General features: G+C 68.4%; 26 protein-coding genes. 11 read left to right on the top strand and 15 right to left on the bottom strand.

Features of this window, described 5'->3' with window-relative positions; genetic code table 11:
• Nucleotides 1–244 precede the first annotated feature (244 nt).
• The 3 genes from V6K52_RS14940 (at nt 245) to V6K52_RS14930 (ending at nt 3694) form a co-directional block, all read left to right on the top strand.
• Nucleotides 245–1471 carry a hypothetical protein gene (locus V6K52_RS14940; RefSeq protein WP_353950910.1) on the top strand — a complete coding sequence of 409 codons (1227 nt, stop codon included), beginning with the start codon at nt 245–247 and terminating at the stop codon, nt 1469–1471.
• Between the two features lie 118 nt (nt 1472–1589).
• Nucleotides 1590–2999: an NAD(P)H-quinone dehydrogenase gene (locus V6K52_RS14935; RefSeq protein ID WP_353950909.1), complete on the top strand. Its 1410-nt coding sequence runs from the start codon at nt 1590–1592 to the stop codon at nt 2997–2999.
• Nucleotides 3000–3100: 101 nt separating this feature from the next.
• Nucleotides 3101–3694: an Rv0909 family putative TA system antitoxin gene (locus tag V6K52_RS14930; RefSeq protein WP_353950908.1), complete on the top strand. Its 594-nt coding sequence runs from the start codon at nt 3101–3103 to the stop codon at nt 3692–3694.
• 86 nt (nt 3695–3780) lie between these two features.
• Here V6K52_RS14930 and V6K52_RS14925 read toward each other — a convergent pair whose 3' ends face one another.
• From V6K52_RS14925 to V6K52_RS14915, 3 genes are all read right to left on the bottom strand, one after another.
• Nucleotides 3781–4473, bottom strand: coding sequence for a peptidylprolyl isomerase (locus V6K52_RS14925; protein WP_353950907.1), 693 nt, complete (start codon nt 4471–4473; stop codon nt 3781–3783).
• Between the two features lie 46 nt (nt 4474–4519).
• Nucleotides 4520–6301, bottom strand: coding sequence for a biotin carboxylase N-terminal domain-containing protein (locus V6K52_RS14920; RefSeq protein ID WP_353950906.1), 1782 nt, complete (start codon nt 6299–6301; stop codon nt 4520–4522).
• Between the two features lie 82 nt (nt 6302–6383).
• Nucleotides 6384–6770 (bottom strand): nuclear transport factor 2 family protein, encoded by a 387-nt coding sequence (locus tag V6K52_RS14915; RefSeq protein ID WP_353950905.1) that lies wholly within the window; start codon nt 6768–6770, stop codon nt 6384–6386.
• 86 nt (nt 6771–6856) lie between these two features.
• Here V6K52_RS14915 and V6K52_RS14910 point away from each other — a divergent pair, with 86 nt between their 5' ends.
• A complete protein-coding gene (locus V6K52_RS14910; RefSeq protein WP_353950904.1) occupies nt 6857–7147 on the top strand; it encodes a helix-turn-helix domain-containing protein in 291 nt (96 codons plus the stop codon).
• A gap of 96 nt (nt 7148–7243) precedes the next feature.
• On the opposite strand, the gene V6K52_RS14905 is transcribed toward V6K52_RS14910, so the two are convergent.
• The gene (locus V6K52_RS14905) at nt 7244–7756 is read right to left on the bottom strand and encodes a MarR family transcriptional regulator (protein WP_353950903.1); all 513 of its coding nucleotides are present in this window, start codon (nt 7754–7756) and stop codon (nt 7244–7246) included.
• Nucleotides 7757–7797: 41 nt separating this feature from the next.
• Between V6K52_RS14905 and V6K52_RS14900 the strand changes: the two genes are divergently transcribed.
• Both V6K52_RS14900 and V6K52_RS14895 read left to right on the top strand, forming a co-directional pair.
• Nucleotides 7798–8754, top strand: a complete 957-nt coding sequence (locus tag V6K52_RS14900; RefSeq protein WP_353950902.1) for an EamA family transporter — start codon at nt 7798–7800, stop codon at nt 8752–8754.
• Nucleotides 8730–9566: an aldo/keto reductase gene (locus V6K52_RS14895; protein ID WP_353950901.1), complete on the top strand. Its 837-nt coding sequence runs from the start codon at nt 8730–8732 to the stop codon at nt 9564–9566. Before V6K52_RS14900 ends, V6K52_RS14895 begins: the two co-directional genes overlap by 25 nt.
• A gap of 362 nt (nt 9567–9928) precedes the next feature.
• On the opposite strand, the gene V6K52_RS14890 is transcribed toward V6K52_RS14895, so the two are convergent.
• The 3 genes from V6K52_RS14890 to V6K52_RS14880 are packed head-to-tail and all read right to left on the bottom strand — an operon-like array spanning nt 9929 to nt 14202.
• Entirely contained in the window at nt 9929–11389 is a 1461-nt protein-coding gene (locus tag V6K52_RS14890; RefSeq protein WP_353950900.1) for a VWA domain-containing protein, read from the bottom strand.
• A gap of 13 nt (nt 11390–11402) precedes the next feature.
• Complete coding sequence (locus tag V6K52_RS14885) at nt 11403–12287, bottom strand: MoxR family ATPase (protein ID WP_353950899.1); 885 nt, start codon at nt 12285–12287, stop codon at nt 11403–11405.
• Nucleotides 12288–12315: 28 nt separating this feature from the next.
• Complete coding sequence (locus tag V6K52_RS14880; RefSeq protein WP_353950898.1) at nt 12316–14202, bottom strand: VWA domain-containing protein; 1887 nt, start codon at nt 14200–14202, stop codon at nt 12316–12318.
• Between the two features lie 122 nt (nt 14203–14324).
• On the opposite strand from V6K52_RS14880, the gene V6K52_RS14875 reads away from it, so the two are divergent.
• Complete coding sequence (locus V6K52_RS14875) at nt 14325–15248, top strand: PfkB family carbohydrate kinase (protein ID WP_353950897.1); 924 nt, start codon at nt 14325–14327, stop codon at nt 15246–15248.
• Between the two features lie 15 nt (nt 15249–15263).
• On the opposite strand, the gene V6K52_RS14870 is transcribed toward V6K52_RS14875, so the two are convergent.
• Nucleotides 15264–15443: a hypothetical protein gene (locus V6K52_RS14870; RefSeq protein WP_353950896.1), complete on the bottom strand. Its 180-nt coding sequence runs from the start codon at nt 15441–15443 to the stop codon at nt 15264–15266.
• A gap of 68 nt (nt 15444–15511) precedes the next feature.
• Between V6K52_RS14870 and V6K52_RS14865 the strand changes: the two genes are divergently transcribed.
• Together V6K52_RS14865 and V6K52_RS14860 are read left to right on the top strand one after the other, a co-directional pair.
• Entirely contained in the window at nt 15512–15964 is a 453-nt protein-coding gene (locus V6K52_RS14865; RefSeq protein ID WP_353950895.1) for a helix-turn-helix transcriptional regulator, read from the top strand.
• Entirely contained in the window at nt 15957–17336 is a 1380-nt protein-coding gene (locus V6K52_RS14860; RefSeq protein WP_353950894.1) for a serine/threonine-protein kinase, read from the top strand. Before V6K52_RS14865 ends, V6K52_RS14860 begins: the two co-directional genes overlap by 8 nt.
• On the opposite strand, the gene V6K52_RS14855 is transcribed toward V6K52_RS14860, so the two are convergent.
• Genes V6K52_RS14855 through V6K52_RS14845 form a run of 3 tightly spaced genes read right to left on the bottom strand, consistent with a single transcriptional unit; the run spans nt 17309 to nt 19948 of the window.
• Complete coding sequence (locus V6K52_RS14855) at nt 17309–18274, bottom strand: response regulator transcription factor (protein ID WP_353950893.1); 966 nt, start codon at nt 18272–18274, stop codon at nt 17309–17311. The two genes, V6K52_RS14860 and V6K52_RS14855, sit on opposite strands and share 28 nt — an antisense overlap.
• Entirely contained in the window at nt 18271–19485 is a 1215-nt protein-coding gene (locus V6K52_RS14850) for an ATP-binding protein (protein WP_353950892.1), read from the bottom strand. Before V6K52_RS14850 ends, V6K52_RS14855 begins: the two co-directional genes overlap by 4 nt.
• Nucleotides 19486–19543: 58 nt before the next feature.
• The gene (locus V6K52_RS14845; protein WP_353950891.1) at nt 19544–19948 is read right to left on the bottom strand and encodes a MerR family DNA-binding transcriptional regulator; all 405 of its coding nucleotides are present in this window, start codon (nt 19946–19948) and stop codon (nt 19544–19546) included.
• Between the two features lie 62 nt (nt 19949–20010).
• Between V6K52_RS14845 and V6K52_RS14840 the strand changes: the two genes are divergently transcribed.
• The gene (locus V6K52_RS14840; protein WP_353950890.1) at nt 20011–21201 is read left to right on the top strand and encodes an acyl-CoA dehydrogenase family protein; all 1191 of its coding nucleotides are present in this window, start codon (nt 20011–20013) and stop codon (nt 21199–21201) included.
• A gap of 26 nt (nt 21202–21227) precedes the next feature.
• Nucleotides 21228–22790: an acyl-CoA carboxylase subunit beta gene (locus V6K52_RS14835; RefSeq protein ID WP_353953782.1), complete on the top strand. Its 1563-nt coding sequence runs from the start codon at nt 21228–21230 to the stop codon at nt 22788–22790.
• Between the two features lie 17 nt (nt 22791–22807).
• Here V6K52_RS14835 and V6K52_RS14830 read toward each other — a convergent pair whose 3' ends face one another.
• The 4 genes from V6K52_RS14830 to V6K52_RS14815 form a co-directional block, all read right to left on the bottom strand.
• Nucleotides 22808–23125: a transcriptional regulator gene (locus tag V6K52_RS14830; RefSeq protein ID WP_353950889.1), complete on the bottom strand. Its 318-nt coding sequence runs from the start codon at nt 23123–23125 to the stop codon at nt 22808–22810.
• On the bottom strand, nt 23122–23598 hold the full coding sequence (locus V6K52_RS14825; RefSeq protein ID WP_353950888.1) for a hypothetical protein: 477 nt from the start codon (nt 23596–23598) through the stop codon (nt 23122–23124). The genes V6K52_RS14830 and V6K52_RS14825 overlap by 4 nt, the downstream gene beginning before the upstream one ends.
• A gap of 62 nt (nt 23599–23660) precedes the next feature.
• Nucleotides 23661–24341: a Maf family protein gene (locus tag V6K52_RS14820; protein WP_353950887.1), complete on the bottom strand. Its 681-nt coding sequence runs from the start codon at nt 24339–24341 to the stop codon at nt 23661–23663.
• Nucleotides 24338–26236, bottom strand: a complete 1899-nt coding sequence (locus tag V6K52_RS14815) for a Na+/H+ antiporter (protein WP_353950886.1) — start codon at nt 26234–26236, stop codon at nt 24338–24340. The genes V6K52_RS14820 and V6K52_RS14815 overlap by 4 nt, the downstream gene beginning before the upstream one ends.
• Nucleotides 26237–26270: the final 34 nt, after the last annotated feature.

The raw sequence follows: 26270 nt of genomic DNA, 5'->3' as shown, positions 1-26270 counted from the left end.
AAGTAGTTGAATTTTCAGGCGCCAAGCCAGCGGCGTCCCTAGGTTCTCCCCCGGGGACCACGTCGACACCGTGCGGTGTGGCTCGATCTGGCTTCTGCCTGTCTCCCCATCCATCATTGCCGAACGCAAGGGGTAGGACAGAGTGAAGAAGTTGATGAGGGCCGCCGTGGCATGCGCCGTGGCATGCGCCATAGGTGTCGTAGGTGCAACGAGTGCATCTGCGCACAGCACTGCCGTGAGTGGCGTGGCCGAGTGTGCAGTCGACGGGACGATCAAGGTCACGTGGACGATCGAGAACGACTACCCGCTCGTCGTCGAGGTCACCGGCCAGACGACCGGCGGAGGTGAGCTCGCCGGTCTCCCGAGCCAGATCCCCGCCACGTCCGGGAACGGCAACACCTCCATCGCCGCAACCCAGACGGCGATCCCGGTGGGTAGCGCCAGCGCTTCGCTTCAGGTGAGCGCCACCTGGGCCGACGGCCACAAGGCATCTGCCACGGGCCGGGTATCACTTCCGGGTGAGTGCACCCCGCCGGAGAAGCCGGTGACGCCGGTTGCTCCCGAGATCTCCCAGTCCGAGGAGTGCGAGGTCAACGGCACCGTGAAGGTCCCGAACACCGAGGGTGTCCGTTACTTGTGGAAGGGCGAGGACGTTTCGGGCAAGACTTTCACCGGCCCCCTCGATGGAGTGATTGAGGTTGAGGTCAAGGACGGCTTCGTCCTGGCTGACTCGGCCAAGACGGAGTTCCCGGTCACCGTTCCCGCGGCAGAGGTCTGCGCCCCGCCGGAGAAGCCGGTGACGCCGGTTGCTCCCGAGATCTCCCAGTCCGAGGAATGCGAGGTCAACGGCACCGTGAAGGTCCCGAGCACCGAGGGTGTCCGTTACTTGTGGAAGGGCGAGGACGTTTCGGGCAAGACTTTCACCGGCCCCCTCGATGGAGTGATTGAGGTTGAGGTCAAGGACGGCTTCGTCCTGGCTGACTCGGCCAAGACGGAGTTCCCGGTCACCGTTCCCGCGGCAGAGGTCTGCGCCCCGCCGGAGAAGCCGGTGACGCCGGTTGCTCCCGAGATCTCCCAGTCGGAAGAGTGCGAGGTCGACGGTACGGTGACGATCCCCGAGATCGAGGGCGTGTCCTACTTCCTCGATGACGAGAGGCTTGAGCCCGGCACCTATGAGGGGCCTGCCGATGTCACGATCACGGCCGCCGCTCTTGGGGGCTACACCCTCACCGGGACCTCGTCGTGGGACGTCGTGCTCACCGAGGCGAAGGAGTGCGAGGACGAGCCGACCACCCCCACGGCCACGCCCACCGGGACGCCGTCAGGGACGCCGACCCCTCGTCCGTCCTACCCGCCGCTCGCCTACACCGGTGCGGGTGACACTGGCCCCCTGAGCCTGCTGGCCGTGGGCCTCCTGGGACTCGGTGGTGGTCTCGTGTTGCTCAAGCGTCGCAAGGGCTCGCGAGCCTGATGAGCCGAGAGAGGCGCCGCACCCCGGGTGAGGGTGCGGCGCCTCGTTTGCGTCCGGACGCAGGCGTCGCGGGCGTTCCTGTCCTCCGGCGCTCCCAAGGAATGGTTGGATGGTTGGCGTGAATGCGCGAACAGCACGAGTGGTCATTGTGGGTGGGGGTCCCGGCGGCTACGAGGCGGCTCTTGTGGCGGCTCAGCTGGGTGGGGAGGTCACGATCATCGACCGTGACGGACTCGGAGGCGCCGCGGTCCTCACCGACTGCGTGCCGTCCAAGACCCTCATCTCGACGGCCGACTACATGTCCGAGTTCGAGACGGCCGCCCATCTCGGCGTCCACCTCGAGGACGGTGAGGGTGACGAGGTCAGCGACGCCAAGGCCGAGCTGGCCGAGGTCAACTCTCGGGTCAAGGACCTTGCGGCCGCCCAGAGTCGTGACATCGGCGAGCGCGTGGCCGAGGTCGGTGTGCGCGTCCTGTCTGGCACCGGTCGCCTCCTCTCGCCGGCCCGCGCCGAGGCGACGCTCGCCGACGGTGGCACTGAGCTGGTCGATGCCGATGTCGTCCTGATCGCCACCGGAGCCACTCCGCGCACCATGGGCACGGCCGAGCCGGACGGTGAGCGGATCCTCACGTGGCAGCAGATCTATGAGCTCGATGCCCTGCCCGAGCGACTCATCGTGGTCGGTTCCGGTGTCACCGGCGCCGAGCTGGCCCAGGCCTACCTCGGCCTCGGCTCCGACGTGGTCCTCGTGTCGTCGCGCGACCGAGTCCTCCCGGGTGAGGACCCGGACGCAGCCACCGTGATCGAGGACGTGTTCAAGCGTCGCGGCATGGAGGTGCTCGGGCGCTCTCGTATGGCGGCCGTTGAGCGTCGTGGCGATGGCGTCGTCGTCAAGCTCGTTGACGGTCGCGAGGTCGAGGGATCGCACGCCCTCCTGGCCGTCGGCTCCATCCCGCAGACCTCGGGCATGGGCCTCGAAGATGTCGGAATCGAGCTCACGGAGTCCGGACACATCGCGGTCGACCGCGTCTCGCGCACCTCCGTTCGAGGCGTGTATGCCGCGGGCGACTGCACCGGAGTCCTTCCCCTTGCGTCCGTGGCAGCGATGCAGGGCCGCATCGCGATGAGCCATGCCCTCGGCGACGCCGTGGCCCCCCTCAACCTCGGCGTGGTGTCGGCCAACATCTTCACCGACCCGGAGATCGCGACGGTTGGCATCTCGCAGACGGCCATCGACGACGGGTCGGCCGACGCAGATGTCGTCATGCTGCCCCTGTCGCGCAACCCCCGCGCCAAGATGTCGGGCATCGAGGACGGCTTCGTGAAGTTGTTCGCGCAGAAGGGTTCTGGCGCCATCATCGGTGGCGTCGTCGTGGCCCCACGTGCATCGGAGCTGATCTTCCCGGTGACGCTGGCCGTGCACCACCGGCTCAACGTCGACCAGCTCGCAAGCACCTTCACGGTCTATCCCTCGCTCTCGGGCTCTATCGCCGAGGCGGCTCGTCGTCTCCACACCACCGGTATCTGAGTCTCCACTCGGGTGGTCGGGCGGCTGCCAAACCCCACTTCGACCTCGTGCGTGACTAGTTTGGAATTCATCCGAACCCGACACTGTGGGAGAGATTCACGATGAGTGACCAGAAGCGCCCGATCAGCGGCGACCAGGCCTTCAACCAGGCCAAGGACTACGCCCAGGACAACCCCGACAACGCGCGCAGCGCCATCGACAAGGTTGAGGACTTCCTCGACCAGAAGACCGGCGGCAAGTTCTCCGGCGCCATCGACAAGGGCGGCGACTTCGTCGAGGGCAAGCTCGGTCTCCCCTCCAACGCCGGGGGGACGGTCGACCCCGGCTCTGTCCCGGCTGACCCCGGCGCAGTCCCGGAGCAGCCCGCCGAGGTGCCGGTGCCCAACCCGTCCCCCGGCACCGGCGACCCGCAGCCCCAGCAGGACCCGACCGCCCCGAGCGAGCTGCCGGACACCACCGCCCCGTCCACCATCCCGGGTGAGGGCAGCGACGCCCCCACCGACCCGTCGTTCCCGGCCCCGGACGCCGAGCCGCCGTCCCAGGGCTCCCCGAGCCAGGGCGAGTCCGGTGGGCTCCCCGAGGGCGGATCGACCCAGCAGGGGGACCCGGGTTCGGCGTCGACACCCGGTGGCTCCCAGCCCGCCGACGGTGGCGAGAGCCTCGACCTCGGTCAGAACGACAGCCCCGCCCGCTGAGGCAACCACCACGCAACGCGACGAACGCCCCGTAGGCCGGCTGACCGGCATACGGGGCGTTCGTTTGTCCTGTGCGACAAGCGATTTCAGCCGCGCTGGCCGACCGCTCGCACGTCGGTGATCCACACCGGCTGGGCCGGCGGGCCGTCAAGATCGGGGTCCGCGATCCCGGCCTCGACGATGGCGTCCAGGACCTCGAACCCACTGAGCAAGTGGCCCATCACGGTGTAGTTCGGTGCGATGTTGGCAAAGCTGTGGACCACGAAGAATTCGCTACCGTTGGTGCCCGGCCCCTGGTTGCCCATCGCGATGGTGCCGCGTGGATAGGTCAGTGAGGGCGTGACCTCGTCGTCGAACTCGTAGCCCGGTCCGCCCTCCTCCTGCCGATAGATGTCGCCGCACTGGAGCACGCCGAGGCGCGCCGAATTCGTGAGGCGGAAGCACTGACTCTGGTCATAGAAGTCGGCTTTCGCCAGGTGCGCGAGGCTGCCGACGGCGCACGGCGCGAGGTCTCTATCGAGGCGGAAGACCATGGGTCCGTAGTTCGTCGTGATCTCGACGTCGACCGTGCCGTGCGACTTCTGCTTGTCCTTGGGCAGATTGACCGGGCGAGCCGCCGGGCGATCCGGAGTTGGCCTGAACTCGCACGTTGCCGGCGCCTTCCCCTGATCAGACGCGGCGTATGCCGTGCTGCTGGGGATCGCTGCGGCCGCAAGGATCGTGCCGGCGACCGAAGCCGTGGCGAGGGTGCGTCGAAGGGTGCTGGAGAGAAGGGTCATCTCTCGAACGTAGCGACGTGGCGCCGATCTCGCGCGGCGAGAACCCTCAGGCGTCCTTGATCTCGCAGAGGACAGCGCCGTTGGTCACCGTGGCGCCGACCTCGGCGGTGAGACCGCTGATGGTGCCGGCCTTGTGGGCGGTGATCGGCTGCTCCATCTTCATGGCCTCGAGTACGACGATGAGGTCACCCGCGGCGACCTCCTGGCCGTCCTCGACGCCGACCTTGACGATGGTTCCCTGCATGGGGGCGGTGAGGGAGTCGCCGGAAGCAGCGGCACCAGCCTTGCTGCCACCGGAACGCTTGGGAGCCTTCTTCTTGGCGGCGCCACCGCCACCACCACCACCGAGGGCGAGGCCCGCGGGGAGGACGACCTCAAGGCGACGGCCGCCGACCTCGACGGTGACGCGCTGGCGTTCGCCCTGCTCCTCGGCGCCGCCATCGGCAGCTGTTTCACCGGCGAACGCAGGGATCTGGTTGTCGAACTCGGTCTCGATCCAACGGGTGTGGATCGTGAACGGTGAGTCACCCTCGGGTGCGAACGCCGGGTCGTCGACGATCGCGCGGTGGAACGGAAGCACCGTCGGCATGCCGTCGACCTCGAGCTCTGCCAAAGCTCGACGCGATCGGGCCAGTGCTTCTGCGCGCGTGCGGCCGGTGACGATGAGCTTGGCGATCATCGAGTCGAAGGCACCGGCGACGGTGTCGCCCTCGACGATGCCGGCGTCCCAACGCACGCCCGGGCCGTGGGGGACGACCATGCGCGAGACGGTGCCCGGCGCGGGCATGAAGTTGCGGCCGGCGTCCTCACCGTTGATGCGGAACTCGAAGGAGTGCGCGATCGCGGTCGGGTCGTCGTAGCCGAGCTCCTCACCGTCGGCAATGCGGAACTGCTCGCGCACGAGGTCGATGCCGGTGACCTCCTCGGTCACGGGGTGCTCGACCTGGAGGCGGGTGTTGACCTCGAGGAAGCTGATCGAGCCGTCCTGGGCGACGAGGTACTCGCAGGTGCCGGCGCCGACATAGCCAGCCTCGCGCAGGATCGCCTTGGAGGCGCGGACGAGTTCGGCGTTCTGCTCATCGGACAGGAACGGCGCAGGCGCCTCCTCGACGAGCTTCTGGTTGCGGCGCTGGAGGGAGCAGTCGCGGGTGGAGACGACGACGACGTTGCCGTGCTGGTCGGCGAGGCACTGGGTCTCGACGTGGCGCGGCTTGTCGAGGAACTTCTCGACGAGGCACTCGCCACGGCCGAAGGCGGTGACGGCCTCGCGCACGGCCGAGTCGAACAGCTCCGGGATCTCCTCGATGGTGCGGGCGACCTTGAGGCCGCGCCCGCCGCCGCCGTAGACCGCCTTGATCGCGATGGGGAGCCCGAACTCCTTCGCAAGGGCGACGACCTCGTCAGCGTCCTTGACGGGGTCCTTCGTGCCGGGGGCCAGCGGCGCGTTCGCCTTGACGGCGATGTGCTTGGCCTTGGCCTTGTCGCCGAGGGAGTCGATCGCGGCGGGGCCGGGGCCGATCCAGGTGAGGCCGGAGTCGATGACCTTTTGCGCGAAGTCGGCGTTCTCGGCGAGGAAGCCGTAGCCGGGGTGCACCGCGTCGGCACCAGCCTCCTTGGCGACCTCGATCAGCTTGTCCTGGAGGAGATAGGAGTCCGCAGGTGTCATGCCGCCGAGCGCGAAGGCCTCGTCGGCGACCTTGACGTGCAGGGCGTCACGATCGGGCTCGGCATAGACCGCCACAGAGCCGATGCCGGCGTCCTTGCAGGCGCGGGCGATGCGGACGGCGATCTCGCCACGGTTGGCGATGAGGACTTTGCTGATGGCCATGACCCGGACTGTAGTAGGTCGCCGGGGTCGGTGTGGGCAACGGTGGCGCGGGGTCCGTCACACCCCCCGCCACCAGCTCGGGCTAGCCCCAGAACACGTCTTCGGCGGCCTGGTCCTCACTGATCAGCCAGATCTCCGCGATCCGGTCGCCGACGACCCGGAAGATGTCCACGCCGTGCTGGTCGAGGTCAGTGACGCCCTCACGCTGCGCGGTGAAGCGCACCGTCGTCGCGACGAGGTTGCCGCTCTCGGTCGCCGACTCGGTCTCCAGCGCGAAGGTTCCGGCGCTCAGCACCATCAACGACCCGAGGTGCGCCACGATGGCCTCTGGCCCGACGTGGTCCCCGGAGGCCTGGTGGGCGCCGGGCTGATGCCAGACGGCATCGTCGGTGAAGGTGGCAGCAAGTGCCGCCATGTCGCCAGCAGCAACTGCTGCCCCGTATCGTCCCACCACATCGATCGCCGACATCTGCGTCTCCCGTTCTGTTCGATTGATTGAGAGACCAGCGTGTCGACGCACCGATGGTTACTTCAACGTCACCGTGAAGGAGTGGCATGACCCCGACATGGACGGTGTTCTCTGCCCAGTGCCCGTCGCGCCAGTCGCTGGCGCGCATCGCGAACAAGTGGACCGCCCTGATCGTGATCCTGCTCGACGAGCAGCCCTTGCGGTTCGGTGAGCTGCACCGTGGCATGGACGGCATCACGAAGAAGGTCCTCGTCGACACCCTGCGTGCTCTGGAGCGTGACGGCATGATCAGTCACGCCACGGGCACCGACGGCCACGCTCGTTATGAGCTCACCCCGCTCGGGCGCACCCTGCACGAGCCGCTCAGGGCGCTGTAGGTCTGGGCGGAGAGCCATGTCGAGGAGGTCTTCGACGCGCAGGAGCGTTACGACGGTGCGGCCGACGACCGCACCCTCGCCGGGTCGGACTCCGAGTCAGACGCCGAGTGACTGGGCGAGGACGCGCAGGCCATGTTCGAGGCCGGCACGGTCGGTGGGTGAGAGTGCCTCGATGAGGCGGGCCTCGTTGGCCATGTGGGCCGTGAAGGCCCGGTCGATGAGCTCCCTGCCGGCGGGGGTCAGGGCCACGAGTCGGGAGCGGCCGTCGGCACCGCTTGGCCGGCGCTCGACGTAGCCACGGACCTCGAGCCGATCGACTCTCTTGGTCACGGCACCGGAGGTCACGACGGTCTGCTCGGAGAGGTCCGATGGAGTGAGGGCGAAGTCTCCCCCCTGGCGTCGCAGGGTGGCGAGGACGTCGAACTCGCCCTCGCCGAGGCCGAACTCGGCATAGACCCTCACCAGCTCGGTGGTGAGTGCGTTGGCCACCCGGTGCATCCGACCGATGACGAGGAACGGCGTCGGGTCGAGGTCGGGACGTGCGGCGCGCCACTGGGAGACGACCTGATCGGCGAGATCGGCGTGCGGGTCATCGGAGGTGTCGGACATGGTGGGGAATAGTACCTTCCCGGGAAGGTACTATTCCTTCCATGGAAACTATTTCCGGGAAGAAGCTGGGTGGGCTGGCTCTCGTCGCCGTCACCGCGATCGCTCCGATCGTCTGGGGATCGACGTATGCCGTGACGCACCTCTTCCTCCCGGCCGACCGGCCGCTCTTCGCCGGCATGATGCGCGTCCTCCCAGTCGGCCTGCTCATGCTGGCGTGGCACCGTCGCCTGCCGCGCGGTTCGTGGTGGTGGCGCTCGTTCGTCCTGGGCGCGCTGACCATGGGCCTGTTCTTCGGCCTGCTCTATGTCGCGGCCGTGCGGCTGCCCAGCGGGCTCGGCGCGACACTCACCGCGATCAGCCCCATGGTCACAATGGTGCTCGCGTGGCTGTTCCTGCGCGAGCGCGCAGCCCACGCCACGCTGGTGGCCTCGGTCATCGGCGCGCTCGGGGTCCTCCTCCTGGTTCTCCAGAACGACCGGCAGGGCGGCGTCGACCTCATCGGCGTTCTTGCCTCGTTGGGGGCCGTGACCTCTGCCTCGGCCGGCTTCGTCCTCACCAAGCGGTGGAGCGCCCACGAGAACGTCATCGTCGTCACCTCCTGGCAGCTCGTGGCAGGCGGTCTGCTCCTGGCGCCCGTCGCACTCTTCGTCGAGGGCCCACCACCCCAGCTGCCACTCTCTGGATGGCTGGCCCTGGCCTACCTCGGCCTCATCGGGTCCGGTGTCGCCTACGTCGCCTGGTTCCGCGGCCTCGCTTCGATGAGTGCCGGCGCCGTCGCCGTCATCGGTCTGCTCAATCCCGTCTCCGGCACTCTGCTCGGCGTCGTCCTCCTCGGCGAACCCTTCGGGCCCGTGCATCTCCTCGGCATGGGGCTCGTCCTCGGCAGCGTCCTCCTTGCCCAGCCACAGCTGCGGTCAGCCCTGCGCAAGGGGACCGGTCAACGAATGGTGAGCACCCGGCATACGGTGGAGGTATGCCCATCAACGACATCGTCCTGAAGTCCGGCTCGACCGAGGTCGAGATCCCCCAGCTCGGTTTCGGCGTGTGGCAGGTCCCCGATGAAGAGGTCGACGCTGCTGTTCTGGCCGCCCTCGAGACCGGCTACCGCCACATCGACACCGCCAAGATCTATGGCAACGAGGCCGGCGTCGGCCGCGCCCTCGCCGCCACCGACGTCCCCCGTGACGACATCTTCGTGACGACCAAGGTGTGGCCGACCGAATACGGCACGCAGGAGACCGTCGAGGCCTTCACCGCATCCATGGACCGTCTCGGCCTCGAGACCCTCGACCTGCTCCTCCTCCACTGGCCGTTCCCTGAGCAGGACAACTACGTCGATGCGTGGAAGGCACTCCAGGCCCTGCGTGACGGTGGGCGCGTGCGTGCCATCGGCGTCTGCAATTTCCATGTCGACCACCTGCAGCGGCTCTTCGACGAGACCGGCGAATGGCCCTCGATCAACCAGATCGAGCTCCACCCCTACCTCCAGCAGACCGAGGTCGCCGCGTTCAACGCCGAGCACGGCATCGTCACCGAGTCGTGGAGCCCGCTCGCCTCCGGCAAAGAGGTCCTCGACGACCCGGTGATCGGCGCGATCGCGACCCGGCTCGGAGCCACCCCGGCGCAGGTCATCATCGCGTGGCACCTTGCCCGCGGCTTCGTCGTCCTGCCCAAGTCGGTCACCCCCTCCCGCATCACCGAGAACTTCGAGTCCACCAAGGTCACGTTGACCGAGGCGGACATGGCCGAGATCGCGGCGCTCGACCGCGGGTTCCGGACCGGACCCAACCCTGACGAATTCAACGGCTGAGTTTTTGGGTTCCGCGCAGAAGTGCCGGTGCGCCGCTGTCCCATCCGCCGTCCGCGCGCTGAGCGCGCTGCCGGCTCCCGCCAGACCCAGCCGGCGGCGCACCGGTACTTCTGCGCTCTCCCGGCCGCGCTCCTCGCTCCCACCAGGCCCAGCCGGCGGCGCACCGGTTTTTCTGCGCTCTCCCGGCCGGTCCGTTGTCCTCGGCGTCCTTGGTCTTCCACCGGGCCCACGTTCGTGAGCCGCCCAGTAGACGGGTCTGGCCTGCCGGCGGACTATCAGCCCCGGCATGGGACGGCGCCCGCAAGCAAGGAAACACTGACCGACCGCTCCAGCTGATAGTCCGCCCGCAGGGCCGGGGCTCCTCAGACGGGGAGGAGGCGGCTGACGAACTCTCTGAGTTGGGCGACGTTGCGGCACTCGTGCATGTCGACGATCTCGCTGTAGCGCAAGGCGACGGAGTCCCCGCTGCTCCACATGCGGGCGGGTTCGGGGTTGAGCCAGGAGACGTGGCGGGCGTGGCCGGCGATCTCGCGGAGCATGTCGAACTGTGGGTCGGTGTGGTTGGAGCGGGCGTCGCCGAGGATGAGGACCGCGGTGCGGTGGCTGATGGCGTCGAGGTGGTTCTCGACGACGTCGGCGAAGACAGAGCCGTAGTCGCTGTTGCGGTGCCAGCGGGTCATGCGAGAGAGGTCGTCGAAGGCGTCGCTGAGGTCGCTACCCAGCGGTGCGCCGATGATCTGGTCGGTGAGGTCGTCGACCCGGTTGACGAATCCGAGGATCCGCACCCGCCGGAACTGGGATGCGAGGGCCTGGACGAGCAGGATCGTGAAGCGCGAGAACCCGGCGACCGATGACGACAGGTCGCAGAGGATGACGAGGTCGGGGCGGTGCGGTCGCCTGTGCTCCAGTGCCGGACGGATGGGTATGCCGCCCGTCGACAGTGATCGACGCAGCGTGCGTCGGATGTCGATGCGGCCGCGGGAGGAGCGTCGTCGGCGAGCTGCAAGCCGGGTCGCAAGTTTGCGAGAGAGCGGCTGGATCGCGCCCCTCAGTTCTTCGAGCTCGGCCGGCCCAGCGAGAAGGAAAGGTGTCTGCTCGGCAGGTGCGCGGACGGCATACCGGCTGATTCGTTCTGCGCCGCGCGCCTCGGCGTTGCGCCGGCGGGTCTCGGCCTCGACGCGACGACGGAAGGCAGCGACACCGGAGCGCACCTCGTCGCGGGTGAAGCGTGACGCGAAGTTGTTGCCGGACGCCGGGCCACTGGCGCCGGACCCCGAGCCGCCCGAGCCGCCGCTGCCATCCCCTGAGCCGCCTGGTGAGTCTTCGGCGGCGTCCTGCATGCGCTCGAGCGCTCCGGCGATGGCGGTCTGAGGGGCGAGGGTGTCGAGCGCCTGTTGGGCGGAGAAGGAGCCGGTGGTGGCGGCGTTGGCCAACGCGCCGAGCTCGGCGACGACTCTCGCCGCGAGCTCGTCGAGGGCGCGTTCGTCGCCAGCGGCCAGGGCGCGGGCGAGGTCGTCGCGCAGTTCTGCCGCGCGCGAGCGCCGATCCTCCAGCGTGGCGGGCGGTGCCTCGGCGGCCAGCCCGTCGCGCTCGCCGAGGGCGGCCGGGAACCACACGTCATAGAGGTCATCGAAGACCTGGCGTTGCCCGGCGCGACGAAGCAGGGCCGCCGCCAGGCCTTCGCGCAGCCGCTCGCGGTCGTCGAGCCCAAGAACGTGCGCTGCGGCACCGGCATCGACGATCTCGCTCGTGCCGACGATGACCCCGTGGCCGCGCAGGGCGCGGGCGAAGCCGACGAGTCGGGAGTCGAGGGCCGTGGACATGCTGGTGAACCGGTCAGGCGGGGGCGGGAAGATCGAGGGCGATGGCGGCGCGCTCGATGTCGTCCTGATGCTTGAGGAGGACGCCGAGGTTGTCGCGGACGAGTTCGGCGCTGAGGTCGCTGTCCTGCGTGGCGCCCAGGGCGATGAGGGTGCGCGCCCAGTCGACGGTCTCGGAGACGGACGGTGCCTTGCGCAGGCGGAGTTCGCGCAGGCGCTGGACGAGCCGCACGACCGAGGCGACGAGGGCCTCGTCGAGACCGGGTGCCCGAAGCGTGACGATGCGCTGCTCGAGCTCGGCGTTCGGGTAGTCGATGTGGAGGAAGAGACAGCGTCGGCGCAGCGCCTCGGACAGTTCGCGGGTCGCGTTCGAAGTGAGGACGACGAACGGCTTGTGGGTCGCCGTGATCGTGCCGAGCTCGGGCACGGTCACCTGGAAGTCGCCGAGGATCTCAAGGAGCAGGCCCTCGATCTCGACGTCGGCCTTGTCGAGTTCGTCGATGAGGAGCACCACGGGTTCGTCGCTTCGGATCGCTGCGAGCAGGGGGCGGGGGAGCAGGAACTCGTCGCTGAAGATGTTGTCCCGCAACTCATCCCAGCCATCGGCAGAGTCTCGCTCGGCCGTGATGCGCAGGAGCTGCTTCGCGTGGTTCCACTCATAGAGAGCGCGTGCCTCATCGACGCCCTCGTAGCACTGGAGCCGGATGAGTTTTGCCCCCGTTGACTCGGCCACGGCCTTGGCGAGCTCGGTCTTGCCGACACCCGCCGGACCCTCGACGAGCAGCGGCTTGCCCAGCTGGTCGGCGAGGAATGCCGTTGTCGCGATGGCGTCGGACGCCAGGTAGCCCGTGTCGGAGAGGCGCTCGCGCACCTCGTCGATCGAGGCGAATCGGGTAGTCACCCCGCCATCCTGACACTGGCCCGCGCCGCTACTTGGTGCGGTTGCCTCTCAGCCGGGCGCGAATGACCGTGTATGCCGCCCCCAGGGCTCCCAGCACCGCCACCAGTCCGAGTCCAAGCCACACGAGCCAGCCGGAGCCGTTGTCCGTATCCGCCCTGTCGCTGGTGGGGTCGTCCTCTGCCGGCGTCGTTGGCGGCGTGCGCTCGCTGGTCGCAGAGGGCGACGGAGTGGATGAGCCCGACGAGGCGCCCGCATATGTCGGAGCGCCCTCAACCGTGCCCTCGACCTCGACCCGGAACATCATCGGGACTTCGGCGGTAGCGTCCTGACGGCTGTGTGGAATCGCGATCCGGATGAAGTAGTCGCCAGCAAGATCTACCACCGGAGACCCGGGTATCTCACGGTTGCGGTAGCGAACCTCGGCGCTCACCTGCTGGGTGTGCCGCTTCTGGCCAAAGCTGCCGTAGCTCAGGCTGGCCTCGCCGACGATCCCGCGATCGGGTGCGTAGAGGACGGGCGCGTAGTGGGTGAGCCGTCGAACCTCGTCGGTGACGGAACCAGGTGCCGAGGCAACGGACACCCGCAGACGCTGGCCCCAGCCGACGGGGATGCGATAGAAGAGCGTCTCGCCCGAGACGAACGTCTCTTTCCAACTTCCCGGTGCGATACGGGGAGCGGACGAGAACGTCGGGCCGCCGACCACCGGCATCGGGTTCACGGGGGCGGGAGCCACCTGCTGCGGCCGGTCATCGTCGGCAGGCGGCAGTGCGTCGCCACCTTCGACCGGAGGCTCCTCCATCACGAGGATCTCGGCGGGGTTCGGTGTGGCGCTGCCGTCTTCGCGATCCAGGCTCAGGGTGACCGTGTCGGACGTTTCGCAGTCAGTCGCCTTCGCCTGTCTCAGGCTCTTGGTCCCGGACAGGCGCAACGTCCCGGTGACCAGCCCAGCGAACGCACTGGAGCCAATGCGGGCCGCGAGGCCGTCTTCGCAGGGCTGATCGGCAACCGTGAGGCGCATCCGCACCAACTCTTGGTTCGCGGTCTCGGTGTAGGGCGGACGCATGGTGACGGCCACGCGCAGCGTCGAGCCTGACATGGTTCGACGGAGGGTGTAATGCCTTCGGCCTTCGCCAGTCATGAGGGTGTCCGTGTACTGGCCGGCCGTGATGCTGGGTGCTCCGGCGGCTGAGGCGGTGCCCACGACCGGGGTGCCGGTGACGGTGAAGGGGCGGAGGGCGCGCTGGCTGAGTTTGCCCAACGACGTGGCGAGCGCGGCAGCGTCTTTGGCGTCGTAGTAGGTACCTTGGCCGGCGTCGGCGATGCACTGGAGTTGCTGTCGGGCTTTGGCGTTGACGCCGAAGCCGACGGTGTCGATCTGGAGGTCGACGCCTGCTGCGGTGAGTTTCTTGATGACGGGGCAGGGGTCCGGGACACACGACTCCTCGCCGTCGGAGACGAGGACGATGTTGCGTTTGCCCTCGGTGCCGAGATCCTTGAGGGCTTCTTGCAGGGAGTGGGCGATGGGGGTCTCGCCGAGGGCTTTGATGGCGGCGATGGTGGAGGTGAGCTTGGTCTTGTCGAGATTGGCGATGGGGTGGATGAGCTGGCTGTCAGCACACGCTGCCGGGGTGGGTTTGCCCTTGCCGTCGACCTTGGCCCCGTAGACCCGCAGTCCGACCTGGGCGGTGTCGGGCAGGGCGCCGACGACACCGGTGAGCGCCTTCTTGGCGGCTTCGATCTTGGTCAGTCCCGACGGGTCCTTGGCCTTCATCGACCCGGACGCGTCGAGCATGAGCAGCAGCTTGCCCGGCACGGGCTCATCGCTCGCAGTGGCGGCGGCAGCTGGCAGTGCTGCCTGCGCGGCCCCGGTGAGCGCGACAATGACGGCAGTGGTGAGAGCGGCAAGGATCCGCATCGTGGTGTCCCCCTTCGACGGTGTGGCAGGCCAACCGTAACGTTTGCAATAGCAAAGACGCAACCGTGTGCGGTGGGGAGCGCTCCCCTGATGCGGCGAGCACACGGCATACGCTGCCGTCCATGGTTCCCCGGGTGATCCACACGGCACAGGCACTCGTCGACGTCGTCGTCGAGGTGCCATCGCTGCCGCGTCGCGGTGGCAACGTGATGGCTCCACCGCCGAAGGAGTACGCCGGGGGAGCGGTCAACATCCTGCTCGCGGCCGCGCGCCAGGGCGCGGAGTGCGTCCACGCCGGAGCGACGGGTACGGGACCGCACGGAGACCTCATCCGCGAGGCACTCACCGCCGAGGGAGTGGCCGTCTCGAGCCCGGTCGTGCCCGACCTGGACACCGGGATCTGCGTCGTCATGCTCGAGCCCACGGCCGAGCGGACCTTCGTGACGACCCAAGCGGCGGAGCGGGTCATCACCGTCGACTCGCTGCAGACGTCGGAACCTGCGCCCGGTGATCTGGTCTGCGTCAGTGGCTACAGCCTGACGGGGACCACGCGAGATCCGTTGCTGCACTGGCTTGCTGGGCTCCCGGAGGGTGTCGAGGTGGTCCTCGACCCAGGTGCGATCTTTGCCGAGCTCGAGGGCGACATCCGCAAGAAGATGCTCGCGATGACGACCGTCTGGACAGGCAACGCCGAGGAAAGCGAAGCGCTCACCGGCGAGTCCGACATCGTCGTGGCGGCGGCCAAGTGCATCGACCACCTGCCCCAGGGTGCCGTTGCCATCGTGCGTGACGGACCCGAGGGTTGCGCCGTCAATGCGGATGGCGAGACGACCGACCTTGACGGTTATCCCCAGAAGCCGGTCGACACCAATGGTGCGGGCGACACCCACACCGGCGTTCTGGTCGCGTGCAGAGCCGCAGGTGCCACCTGGGTCGACGCGTCCCGCCGCGCCAACGCCGGTGGCGCGATCAAGGTGACCCGTCGTGGCCCGGCCGCGGCACCCACTGCTGCCGAGATCGACGCGTTCCTGACGGATCAGGGCTGAGCAGTTCCGGGTGCGTCAGCTCGGGTGCCCTTCGGCCTCTGCCTGCTCGCCAGCCTCAGTGGTGTCTCGCATCTGGTCCAGGGCACGCGCACGGTGTCGCTCGATCAACACCTTGCCCAGCCCCGCCGCGACCACGGCTCCCATGGTCCCCGACATGATCCACGCGAGTGCTGATCGTTCGTCCGATCTGTCCATGCCGACAACAGTCGTTCAGCCGGTCCCGTTCGGTCAAGGCTCGTGTGTGTCGACCTAGGATGCCGGGTGTGACGACCGCCGACGCCCTCGAGCAGCAACGGGCTCTCTATGGAGCCCCGCTGTCCGAGCTCGGCGCCACGGTCAGGACTGGGCTCGGCCTGACCCAGGGCAAGCTCGCGGAGGCGCTGGGGCTCTCGGCTCCGATGCTGTCCCAGCTCATGACCGGCCAACGCGTCAAGATCGGCAATCCTGCTGTGGTGCACCGGTTGCAGCGCCTGCTCGACCTCGCTCGCGAGGGTGACGGCCTGTCCCCGGAGGAGGTCCAGGCGCGCATCACGGCCATCCGACAGGAACAGTCGACGCTGACCGGTGTGAGCGCCGATGACGCCCAGACCGTCCGTGCACTGGCCACCTCGGCCACGGTCGAACAGCTGCTCAGCACCGCGAAGGCGGCCGAGGCTGCGGGGGCGGGAGTGCTCGCGGACCAGCTGCGCCGAGCCGCAGGGGTCGCGCGTGGGTGAGGTGTTCGCGGGCCGCTACGAGCTGCTCGATCCGCTGGGGGAGGGCGGTATGGGGACCGTCTGGCGGGTCTGGGACTCCCGCGAGGAGCGTATGGTCGCGGCCAAGGTGCTGAGGCAGTCCGACGCAGTCTCATTGCTCCGTTTCGTGCGCGAACAGGCCTTCCGAGTTGTCCACCCGCACGTCCTCACACCGCTGTCATGGGCAGGGGAGGACGATCGCGTGCTCTTCACGATGCCTGTCGTCGAGGGTGGCTCGGTCGCCAGCCTCATCGGTGACCTTGGGCCGTTGCCCCCACGGCTCGTCGCCGAGATCCTGCGCCAATTGGCCGGTGCTCTCGATGCCGTCCATGCGGCGGGCATCCTCCACCGGGACGTCAAGCCGGCCAACGTCCTGCTCGCTGCGACGGGGGCGGATCGACCACATGCCTTCCTCACCGACTTCGGCATCGCCATCGAGCTCGACGGTGTGCGACTCACCCAGACCGGGCACTGGTCAGGGACTCCGAGCTACAGCGCACCCGAGTCACTGACCGGCGCCGAGCCTGACCCGACCGCAGATCTGTATGCCGTGGGCCAGGTGGGCATCGCGATGCTCACCGGAGAGCGCCCTTCGGCCTCACCGACGCGCCCAGCAGGCGCGCCGGACGAGTTGTGGCGCCTCGTCACCGAGCTCACTCGCGCCGATCCGGCTGCACGTCCGCAGACGGCGAGTGAGGTGCTGAGGCGACTCGACGTGCCGGTGTTGGAGTGGCGGCCCGACGCCATGGGCGACGTCGAGGTGCTGCGCCACGTGCCGGAGCCCGGTGCCGGAATCGAGCAGCTCAGCGCCCGCCCCGACGACGTGACCCGTGTTCGGCGCACAAGTCCCGCGGCTGCTCCGTCCCCCTTCGTCCGATCAGCGCTGACACCGACACCGATGGTGCCACCGACAGCCACACCAACACCGGCACCAAGAGTGACGCTGGACCCGTTGCAGGACAACCTCTCTGGTAGGACATCGCGCCGGAGTCCGTCCGGTCTTGTGGCTCTCGTGGCCGCACTCGCGGTCCTGGCAGGGGTGTTCGGCGTGGTGCTCTGGTCGCCGTGGTCCTCGGACGACGGCGACACTGAGAATCCCGCCCCGACACCGTCGACCTCCGCCACAAGTCCGAGCGCCGAAGCCTCGCCGACCTCGAGCACGCCCACATCGACGCCCTTGCCGTCACCAACATCTCCTCAGGGGTCGGTGGGAGTCGGGACCGTCGTCGTGGCACCCGGGCAGGCGTGCCAGTTCAGCGATGTAGGGGTGCGCGAGGAGACGATCGACGGCCGGGCCGTTGTCTGTCAGCGGCGCACCGACGGCAGTTATGCCTGGGATCCGCCGGCGGGCTGATCTCCTCGAGTCTGCGATTTCGTGGGTTCCGTGCGCCAGCGCCGGGCTGGCAAGGTCGAGGAACCCGGGCACGCACGTGTGCCCACAACGCCTCGGGAGGCACAGATGAAGCGAGCACTCATTGGTGCGGCAGTCCTGGGCGCCGTCATTGCCGGGCCGATCGCGTTCGCCAGGTGAGTCAGGGGCGGCGTGGGGGTCGAAGCCGCCACCATTGCCCCTGACGCCGTTGGGCGCTGAGGATGGCTGGCTGGTCGGGCAGGGGGCCCGTCCGGCCAACTGTCGAGAAGGTCGCCCGGTCCCAGGCCGAGCGCTCGTTCGAGGTCGCCCGCTGCCACCTTCTGGAAGTGCTCGGAGGCGGCGCGGGTGACCTCGGCCCAATAGCCACGCAGGGTCGATTCCGACAGGTACAGCTGGCCGCTCAGCTCGGCATAGGTCAGGCCACGGGCTCGGCCGGACAGGACGTGGCGCTGGCGGTCCGACAGGATTGTGAGGCTGTTGCGTCGGACGAGAACCTCGACGAGGCCGATGACGGTTGGGGGGATGACGACCTCGCCAGCTGCGATGTCACGAAGTGCCTCCTCCAGCCGAGCCGTCGGCGAGGCCTTGGAGACGAGTCCGTGGGCTCCGGCAGCCAGGCACGCAGCCAGGACGAAGCGCCGCTCCTCCTGGCTGTAGACACACACGCGGTAGCTGGCCTCGACGACCGCGCGGATGGCGGCGACGCCTTGGCGGACCGTGGGCTGACCGGTGTTGCTGAGGTGAAGGTCCAGGACGACGACGTCGGCTTCGGGTCGGGCGAACAGCATCGACTCGACGTTGGCGAAGGATCCGGTGAAGGTGAGGCTCGGGAGGAGTGCGGCCATCGACTCGCGGATCGCCGTCGCGTCGTCAACGACAGCGACGCGCACCGTGGACGGGCGGTCAGTCGAGGTGTTCACCCGGGAGACCCTCCCGTGAAGGTGATCGTCGTGCCGATGCCCGGGCGGGAGGACGCGAGGACCTCCATGCCGTGCGGGCGGAGCTGGGCGATGACCACCTCGCGCAACCCGACCCCGAACCGTCGGGGGTCCGCGACGAACCCGACGCCGTCGTCGTGGACGGTGAGGACCCAGGAGTGCGCGTCGGCGTCCGCGTGGACGACGACGGTCTCGGCCTGGGCGTGGTCGCGCACATTGAGCAGGACGCTCGCGAGGGCGTGGTCGAGGGCCTCGGCAGCAGCGACGTCCAGTTCGACGGTGTCGGCAAGGTCAAGCGTCACGTGCAGCGGCAGGTCGCTGAACCGGTCGCACACCTGGCTCACGGCCCTCGGGAGCGTCACCTGGCGCGTGGGGCCGAGGTCCTGGGTGAGGGTCTGCCCCGCCTGCCCGTGCCCCTGAAGGTAGGAGCGCATTCGAGCCGCCTCCCGCTGTGCCTCACGCTGCAGGAGCACGCGGGACGCGTCGTCGAGCGCTGGATCGCCGAGCATGCGGATGACTGCGGCACCGTTGTGGATCGCCAGCTGGGCGCGACGCTCCTCATCACGGCGACCGAGCTCAAGGGCCTGGGCCCGGGCAGCGTCCCCGTCCTCGGCGATGCGTCGGATGAACAGGGCCACCCAGCGCCCCACCCCGGCGAGGACGACGAGGGTGAGGAGATGGCCGAGGATTGTTGCTGCGCTGAGGTAGGAGAGCGCGGGTACGAAGAACGCAATGCTGGAGCCAACGATCGCCAGGAGCGCCACTCCCCAGGCCCGGTTGCTCCGCACAGCCGAGCCGCTGCACAGGACCGAGATGGCGTATGCCGGCTGGAAGCCGGACCACGTCCCGAGGCGGGTCGCCTCGGGGATGACTGCCAGCCCGAGAAGCAGGACAAGTGAGCACACGACGGCGTCGACGAGGTAGCCGCGTGGCGAGAGCGGTCGACCCTTGCGCCACACCTGGACGCTGACGACTGCTGCCGTTCCCGCCGCGAGCAGCCACACGAAGAGGTAGCCGGTCCTGCTGGGCGACAGAGCCATGCCTTGGGGCAGAGACGGGACCATCTGGATGACAGTGCCAATGCGACCGCCGACGATGAGCAGCGCGAAGGCGTGCTCGGCGCCCGCCGACGTCGTGGGCACAGAGGCGTTGCCGGCCCCCACTCCACTCCCGAGTTCGGTCACGCTTCGCACAGATGACATCCTGCCTCAGCGTTCTCGCGGTGGCAGATCATGTCCGTGGCGATGAGGCTCAGCCCAAGCGGCCGAGGTCCTCTCGACAGGATGTCTCGAACCGACCCAGCTCGGCGATCGCGTCGTCGAGATCGCGGCGTCGCTGCTCGAGGTCGGTGCGTCGCTCGTCGATCTGACCCAGGACGTACTCGAGCTGGCTGCGCCGACCGCGTGGTGCGTCGTAGAGGTCGATGATCGTGCGGATCTCCTCGAGCGGGAAGCCGAGCCGCCTGCCGCGCAGGATCAGGCCGAGGCGCGTCTTGTCGCGGCGGTGATAGATCCGGATCGTGCCGTTTCGCTCAGGGGAGATGAGGCCGAGTTCTTCGTAGTGACGGACCGTCCGGTGGGTCACGCCGAACTCCTCGGCGATCTCGCGGATCGTCCAGGTCTCGGGAGTGGTGGGTGCAGCGGCGGGGGTTGCCATGGGCGTCAGCATGCTTTACGTTAACGTCAACGTCAAGACCCGATCGCCAGACAAGGACACCGATGTTCGAGCTCAGCCAGGACCACGAGGACTTCCGCAAGGTCGTGCGCGACTTCGCCGAGCGCGAGGTCGCACCGCACGTCGCGCAGTGGGACAGGGACCACCACTTCCCGGCAGGCCTCGTCCCCAAGATGGGTGACCTCGGCCTCTTCGGCCTCGTGGTGCCAGAGGAGTTCGGCGGCAGCCTCGACCCGGAGGAGGGCGGGGCGTTCACAAGTCTGTGCGTCGCCATCGAGGAGCTCGGTCGCGTCGACCAGTCCATCGGCATCACACTGTCCGCGGGAGTCGGTCTCGGGATCAACCCGATCCTCACGTACGGCACCGACGAGCAGAAGCAGCGTTGGCTCCCCGACCTCGTAGCCGGTCGAGCCCTGGCCGGCTTCGGCCTCACCGAGCCCGACGCCGGGTCCGATGCCGGTGCCACCCGCACCAAGGCCGTTCGTGATGGCGACGAGTGGGTCGTCGACGGGGCCAAGGCGTTCATCACCAACTCCGGCACTGACATCACCTCGCTCGTCACCGTCACCGCCCGCACCGGCACCGATGACAAGGGCAACGCCCAGATCAGCGCGATCATGATCCCTTCTGGCACACCGGGATTCACCGCTGAGGCGGCCTACGACAAGCTCGGCTGGCACATCTCCGACACTCATGGACTGACCTTCCAGGGCTGTCGCGTCCCCGAGGCCAATCTCCTTGGCGAGGAGGGGCAGGGTTTCAAGCAGTTCCTCAAGACCCTCGACGACGGGCGCATCGCGATCTCGGCCCTCGCCGTTGGCATGGCTCAGGCGATGCTCGATCTCTCCACGGACTACGCGAAGACCCGCACCGCCTTCGGTCGCCCCATCGGCGCCAACCAGGGCGTGTCGTTCCAGATCGCCGACATCGCCGTCTCGGTCGAGGCCGCCCGCCTGCTCACCTACAAGGCCGCCTGGCTCAAGGACGAGATGGAGGCCGGCCGTCGCTCCGTCAAGGAGGTCAAGCAGGCCGCGTCGATCGCCAAGCTGTACTCGAGCGAGGCTGCCGTCACGGCGACCCGGATCGCGGTCCAGATCTTCGGTGGCAATGGCTTCATGGAGGAATACCCCGTCGCCCGCTTCTATCGCGACGGCAAGATCCTCGAGATCGGTGAGGGCACGAGCGAGGTCCAGCGCATGCTCATCGCGCGTCACCTCGGCCTTCCGTCTTCCTGATCCTGGTGGCTGACACAGTGAGGGGTATGCCGGTGAGCGATTCTGATCCCAAAGTCGCCGACGTCCGTCGTCGCCTGGAGATCGCGCACGCCGCTTCCGCCTCCGCGCCCGAGAAGGCCGCGGCCAAGCTCGCCTCCCAGGGCAAGCTCTTTGTCCGGGACCGCATCGCTCTGCTGGTCGATGAGGGCAGCTTCGTCGAGGACGGCCGCTATGCCAACGCCCTCGCCAAGGGGCTGCCGGCCGACGGTGTCGTCACCGGTCGCGGCACGGTCGATGACCGCCCCGTCATCGTCATCGCCAATGACCCCACCGTGAAGGCTGGGTCGTGGGGCGCCCGCACCGTCGAGAAGATCGTGCGCGCCACGGAGATGGCGTTGCGCGAGGAGCTGCCCATCTTCTGGTTCGTCGACTCGGCGGGCGCGCGCATCACTGACCAGGTCGAGATGTTCCCGGGACGTCGCGGCGCCGGGCGCATCTTCCACAACCAGGTGGCGCTCTCCGGCAAGGTCCCGCAGATCTGCTGCCTGTTCGGTCCGTCGGCCGCTGGTGGCGCCTACATCCCGAGCTTCACCGATCTGCTCATCATGGTCGAGGGCAACGCGTCCATGTATCTCGGCAGTCCGCGCATGGCCGAAATGGTTGTGGGAGAGAAGGTTTCGCTCGAGGACATGGGCGGGGCGCGCATGCACTGCACCGTCTCGGGTGTCGGCGACATCCTTGTCCACGACGACGCCGAGGCCATCGAGATGGCCAAGCTCTACTTCTCCTACGTCCCACAGAACTGGCAGTCGCCCGGACCCTCGTATGCCGTCGAGTCGCCCTCGGCGCCCCTGACCCGTGAGTCCGTGCCCGAACGGGAGAGCCAGCCGTTCGACGTCCACGAGGTCATTGACGGGCTCATCGACGACGACAGCTTCTTTGAGATCAAGGCGCTGTTTGCGCCCGAGCTCGTCATCGGGCTGGGACGCATGGATGGCGAGACCGTCGGCATCGTCGCCAACAACTCGATGGTCAAGGGCGGCGTGCTCTTCACCGACAGCGCCGACAAGGCTGCCCGCTTCATCTGGCTGTGTGACGCCTACTCGATCCCGCTCATCTATCTCGCTGACGTCCCCGGCTTCATGATCGGATCCGAGGTCGAGCGCGGCGGCATCATCAGGCACGGCGCCAAGATGGTGTCCGCGGTGTCGAGCGCGACGGTCCCGCAGTTCTGTGTCGTCGTGCGCAAGGCCTACGGCGCCGGTCTCTATGCGATGGGTGGCCCTGGGTTCGGCCCGGACGCGACGATCGCCCTGCCCACGGCGCGCATCGCGGTCATGGGTCCTGAGGCGGCTGTCAACGCCGTCTATGCCAACAAGATCGCCGAGGTCGAGGCGGCCGAGGGGGTCGAAGCGCGGGACGCCTTCGTCGCCGAGAAGCGGCGTGAGTACGAAGAGGACGTTGATCTAGAACGCCTCGCCGCAGACCTCGTCATCGACCACATCGTCGAGCCCGAGGACCTGCGCGACGAGCTGCTGCGGCGGTTGCGCTACGCAGCGCGGCGGGACCGGTCCTTCGCAACCAAGCGACGCGGCATACCCCCCGTCTGAGACGTGGGTGGGTCCCCTCAGCCGCCGGCGATCTCGCGCAGGGCAGTCAAATGCTTCGCGTATGCCGTGCGCCCACGACCCGTGAGCGAGAGCCAGGTTCGTGGTCGTTTGCCGACGTAGCCCTTGCGGACCTTGACGTAGCCGGCGGCCTCGAGGGCGCTGGCCTGCTTGGACAGGACCGAGTCGGAGACCTCGATGGCGTCACGGACGGTGGCGAACTCGCTCTCGTCGACGGTGGCGAGTGCGGCGACGATGCTGAACCGGACGGGGGCGTGAATGTGCTCGTCGAGCTGGTGACGGGCGTGCCCCGTCGCGGAGGTCTCCGGTGGTGTCATGCGCGTCGGCCGTAGAAGATCACGTGACCGGCGGCCAGGGACGGCAGGGCCGTGACGACGGCGACGATCGCATAGACCCACCAGTGGTCGGGCTGTTCACCGATCCCCGCCACGCGGTTGTCGCCCTGACGGAGGTTCAACCAGACGACCGACGCGATCATGAGGACCGCTGAGCCAGCCAAACCGACGTAGCCGATGTGTCGCGCGCCTCGAGGAGTCGTGTTGGCCGCGCGCCGCTGCCAGACGGCCAACGCCATCAGGATGACGACATACGCCCCGAAGAGCCCACTCTCGGCCCAACCCTGCCCATCGACAAATCGGTGAGCGGCCACATAGATGCCCATGACTGCTCCGAAAACAGCGGTGGCAAGCCCGTGGACCCGGCGGTCACGGTCGGTCGCCAGCGCGATGCGGTCGGCCTGGTCCAGAGCGGCGCGGGCCTGCTGGGTGTCGTGGCTCGAGGTATTGCCCATGTCAGATCCCCATCGTGAGTCGGTGTCGATGCTTCGACTCTAAGAAACTACTTTCCACTTTGTCAAGTACTTTCCCGAACCGGCCCACGGATCGCCCGCCACGGGAGCTGCAGCTCGGCGAGGAGGTCGCGCAGAAGCGGGAGGGACACGCCGACAACATTGGACGGGTCGCCCTCGATGGCACTCACATAGGGGGCGCCGAGACCGTCGAGGGTGAAGGCGCCAGCGACACGCAGTGGCTCACCCGTCGCGACGTAGGCTGCGATCTCGTCGTCGTCGAGATCGGCGAAGTGCACCGTCGTTGATGCGGTCGCGCCGACAACGCCACTCGTGCCGCCATCATCGGGGTCACGGTCATCGATCAACCAGTGGCCGGTATGGAGCACGCCCGAGCGGCCGCGCATCCGCTGCCATCGCGACGTCGCTTCGGCCGAGTCGGCGGGCTTGCCGTGGATCTCGCCGTCGAGCTCGAGGACTGAGTCGCAGCCAAGCACAAGGGATTCGGTCTCGTCACCCTCGACTCGGGCACGCACGACGTCCTCGGCCTTGGCGCGGGCGAGCAGCAGCGCCACGTCGGCGGGGGAGAGGGTGCCGTGGATCGCCTCGGCCGCAGCCAGGGCCGCGTCCTCGTCGACGCCGCTCACCTGCACGATGGGCTCGACTCCGGCCGCACGCAGGGTCGCGAGCCGGGCCGGTGAGGCCGAGGCGAGGACGAGTGGCACCGGAACCCTCGGCGACGTCATCCCAGCACCTCGTCGACGAAGCACCATCTCCATGCCTCACCCGGCTCGAGCGAGCGCATCACGGGGTGACGCGTTGCGGTGAAGTGCTTCCCGGCGTGCTGCCCCGGCGACGAGTCGCAACAGCCGACATGGCCGCAGGAGACGCAGATCCGCAGGTGCACCCACGTCTCACCTTCACGAAGGCACTCCTCACAGCCGTCGGCAGTGGAGGGGACGGCGCAGTCGGGCAGGGAGCTGAGGTGTGAGCAGCCCGGAGACACCTGGTCCGGCGTGAGGAGTGGCGCGTCACGCAACCGGGCGGCCCGGGCCATGCTCCAGGTGAGGGCAGCCTCTTCGGCGTCGAGCTGGTTCATGACACTCGAGAGGATCTCGTGGTCGACGTCGTCCTCGTCGCGGATGCGAACCAGCTCGTGCCGCTCTGCATCGAGCATGACCATCCGAAGCCGTCGTCGGGTCTCCGTGGGCGGCTCGGTATCGCTCGGACCCAGGGTGCCAAGGCGCTCCCAGATGCGGTTGACCCGCAGGGCTGCGTTCTCACGGAGCTCCTGTGCGACAACCGGATCGAGCCCGGGCTCCTCGTCGAGCGATCGCAGACCGGCACCTGTCGCGGCCTGCACGACAGTTGCTTCCTGGAGCGCGTCCTCGCGAGGGTCCGGCCCTCGGACACCCAGGGCACGAGCCAGGGCCGGGAGGGTGGACGACTGCAGGGCCAGCGTCCCCACGGTGACGATGAGGGCGATGAGGATGAGCGTGGGCCGCGCTGGAGTGTCTGGCGGCAGGGTGAGCGCCGCCGCGAGGGTGACCACCCCGCGCATGCCGGCCCAGGAGGTGACGGCGACGCTCGCGGCCTTGCTCGGCATACGCTCCGCCTTGCCCAGCACGCCCGAGAGATAGCTGAACGGGAACATCCACACGGGCCGCAGCACGAGGACGGCGACGAGCACGGCGACCCCGACGATGACGGCGCGCCCAAGTGTGATCTCGCTCGCCCGGACGTCGGTGACGGTGCTCGACAGCTGCAACCCGATGAGGAGGAAGACGGTGTTCTCGAGGAGGAAGGTGATGCTGGCCCAGTTCACGCGTTCACTCAGACGCGACGCAGCGGACTGCAGGACCAGGGACTTGTGGGCGAGGAGCAACCCGGTCGTGACGACTGCGAGCACGCCGCTGGCGCCGAGCTGTTCGGCTGGCAGGTAGGACAGGAACGGCGCGGCGAACGACAGCGCGGTGTCCGACGTGGCCTCGGTGAGGTTCTTGCGGATGAGGCCGATGAGCATAAAGACGACCCAGCCGACGCCGACGCCGCCCACGACCGCGAGGCCGAAGTCGCGAGCCACCGATCCGACGGACACCGGCCCGTGAGAGGCGAATCCGTGGTGCGACGTGGCCAGGCCGGCCGCGGCGATCGCGGTGCGCAGCGTGACGAGAGCGGTGGCGTCGTTGAGCAGGGACTCGCCCTCGAGGATCGTCGTGATGCGCCGGGGCAAGCCGATCCCGCGGGCCACAGCGGTTGCGGCCACAGCATCCGGCGGCGCGACGATGGCACCCAGGGCCACAGCCACGGTGAACGGGATGGGCAGCAGCCACCACGCGAGCAGGGCGACGCCGAACGTCGTGAAGAGGACGAGTCCAACCGACAACCCGAGGATCGGAAGGCGATTCGCGCGGATGTCGACGAGTGAGGTGTTGAGCGCGGCGGCATACAGCAGGGGTGGGAGCAGGCCAAGAAGGACGACATCGGGATCGAGCGAGACGTCGGGGATGAACGGCAGGACCGATGCAATGAGCCCCACGATCAGCAGGGCGATCGGGGCGGGCAGGCCGAACGGCGCACTCAGGCGGGCGACGAGGATGACGGTCACGGCGATGGCGGCGAGCGTGAGGGCGAGATTCACCGGCCCATTGTCGTGGATGGGTCACGGTGTGACG

Source organism: Knoellia sp. S7-12, assembly GCF_040518285.1.
In the GTDB taxonomy this organism is placed as follows: domain Bacteria; phylum Actinomycetota; class Actinomycetes; order Actinomycetales; family Dermatophilaceae; genus Knoellia.
Note: the sequence above shows the minus strand (reverse complement) of the source record. Positions and strands in the feature narration are given on the sequence as shown.

What these genes read in the sequence shown, in the direction of transcription:
- V6K52_RS14930 (WP_353950908.1), top strand. Translation starts at nt 3,101, where the DNA reads ATGAGTGACCAGAAGCGCCCGATCAGCGGCGACCAGGCCTTCAACCAG.
- V6K52_RS14925 (WP_353950907.1), bottom strand. Translation starts at nt 4,473, where the DNA reads ATGACCCTTCTCTCCAGCACCCTTCGACGCACCCTCGCCACGGCTTCG.
- V6K52_RS14920 (WP_353950906.1), bottom strand. Translation starts at nt 6,301, where the DNA reads ATGGCCATCAGCAAAGTCCTCATCGCCAACCGTGGCGAGATCGCCGTC.
- V6K52_RS14915 (WP_353950905.1), bottom strand. Translation starts at nt 6,770, where the DNA reads ATGTCGGCGATCGATGTGGTGGGACGATACGGGGCAGCAGTTGCTGCT.
- V6K52_RS14910 (WP_353950904.1), top strand. Translation starts at nt 6,857, where the DNA reads ATGACCCCGACATGGACGGTGTTCTCTGCCCAGTGCCCGTCGCGCCAG.
- V6K52_RS14905 (WP_353950903.1), bottom strand. Translation starts at nt 7,756, where the DNA reads ATGTCCGACACCTCCGATGACCCGCACGCCGATCTCGCCGATCAGGTC.
- V6K52_RS14900 (WP_353950902.1), top strand. Translation starts at nt 7,798, where the DNA reads ATGGAAACTATTTCCGGGAAGAAGCTGGGTGGGCTGGCTCTCGTCGCC.
- V6K52_RS14895 (WP_353950901.1), top strand. Translation starts at nt 8,730, where the DNA reads ATGCCCATCAACGACATCGTCCTGAAGTCCGGCTCGACCGAGGTCGAG.
- V6K52_RS14890 (WP_353950900.1), bottom strand. Translation starts at nt 11,389, where the DNA reads ATGTCCACGGCCCTCGACTCCCGACTCGTCGGCTTCGCCCGCGCCCTG.
- V6K52_RS14880 (WP_353950898.1), bottom strand. Translation starts at nt 14,202, where the DNA reads ATGCGGATCCTTGCCGCTCTCACCACTGCCGTCATTGTCGCGCTCACC.
- V6K52_RS14875 (WP_353950897.1), top strand. Translation starts at nt 14,325, where the DNA reads ATGGTTCCCCGGGTGATCCACACGGCACAGGCACTCGTCGACGTCGTC.
- V6K52_RS14870 (WP_353950896.1), bottom strand. Translation starts at nt 15,443, where the DNA reads ATGGACAGATCGGACGAACGATCAGCACTCGCGTGGATCATGTCGGGG.
- V6K52_RS14845 (WP_353950891.1), bottom strand. Translation starts at nt 19,948, where the DNA reads ATGGCAACCCCCGCCGCTGCACCCACCACTCCCGAGACCTGGACGATC.
- V6K52_RS14840 (WP_353950890.1), top strand. Translation starts at nt 20,011, where the DNA reads ATGTTCGAGCTCAGCCAGGACCACGAGGACTTCCGCAAGGTCGTGCGC.
- V6K52_RS14835 (WP_353953782.1), top strand. Translation starts at nt 21,228, where the DNA reads ATGCCGGTGAGCGATTCTGATCCCAAAGTCGCCGACGTCCGTCGTCGC.
- V6K52_RS14830 (WP_353950889.1), bottom strand. Translation starts at nt 23,125, where the DNA reads ATGACACCACCGGAGACCTCCGCGACGGGGCACGCCCGTCACCAGCTC.
- V6K52_RS14825 (WP_353950888.1), bottom strand. Translation starts at nt 23,598, where the DNA reads ATGGGCAATACCTCGAGCCACGACACCCAGCAGGCCCGCGCCGCTCTG.
- V6K52_RS14820 (WP_353950887.1), bottom strand. Translation starts at nt 24,341, where the DNA reads ATGACGTCGCCGAGGGTTCCGGTGCCACTCGTCCTCGCCTCGGCCTCA.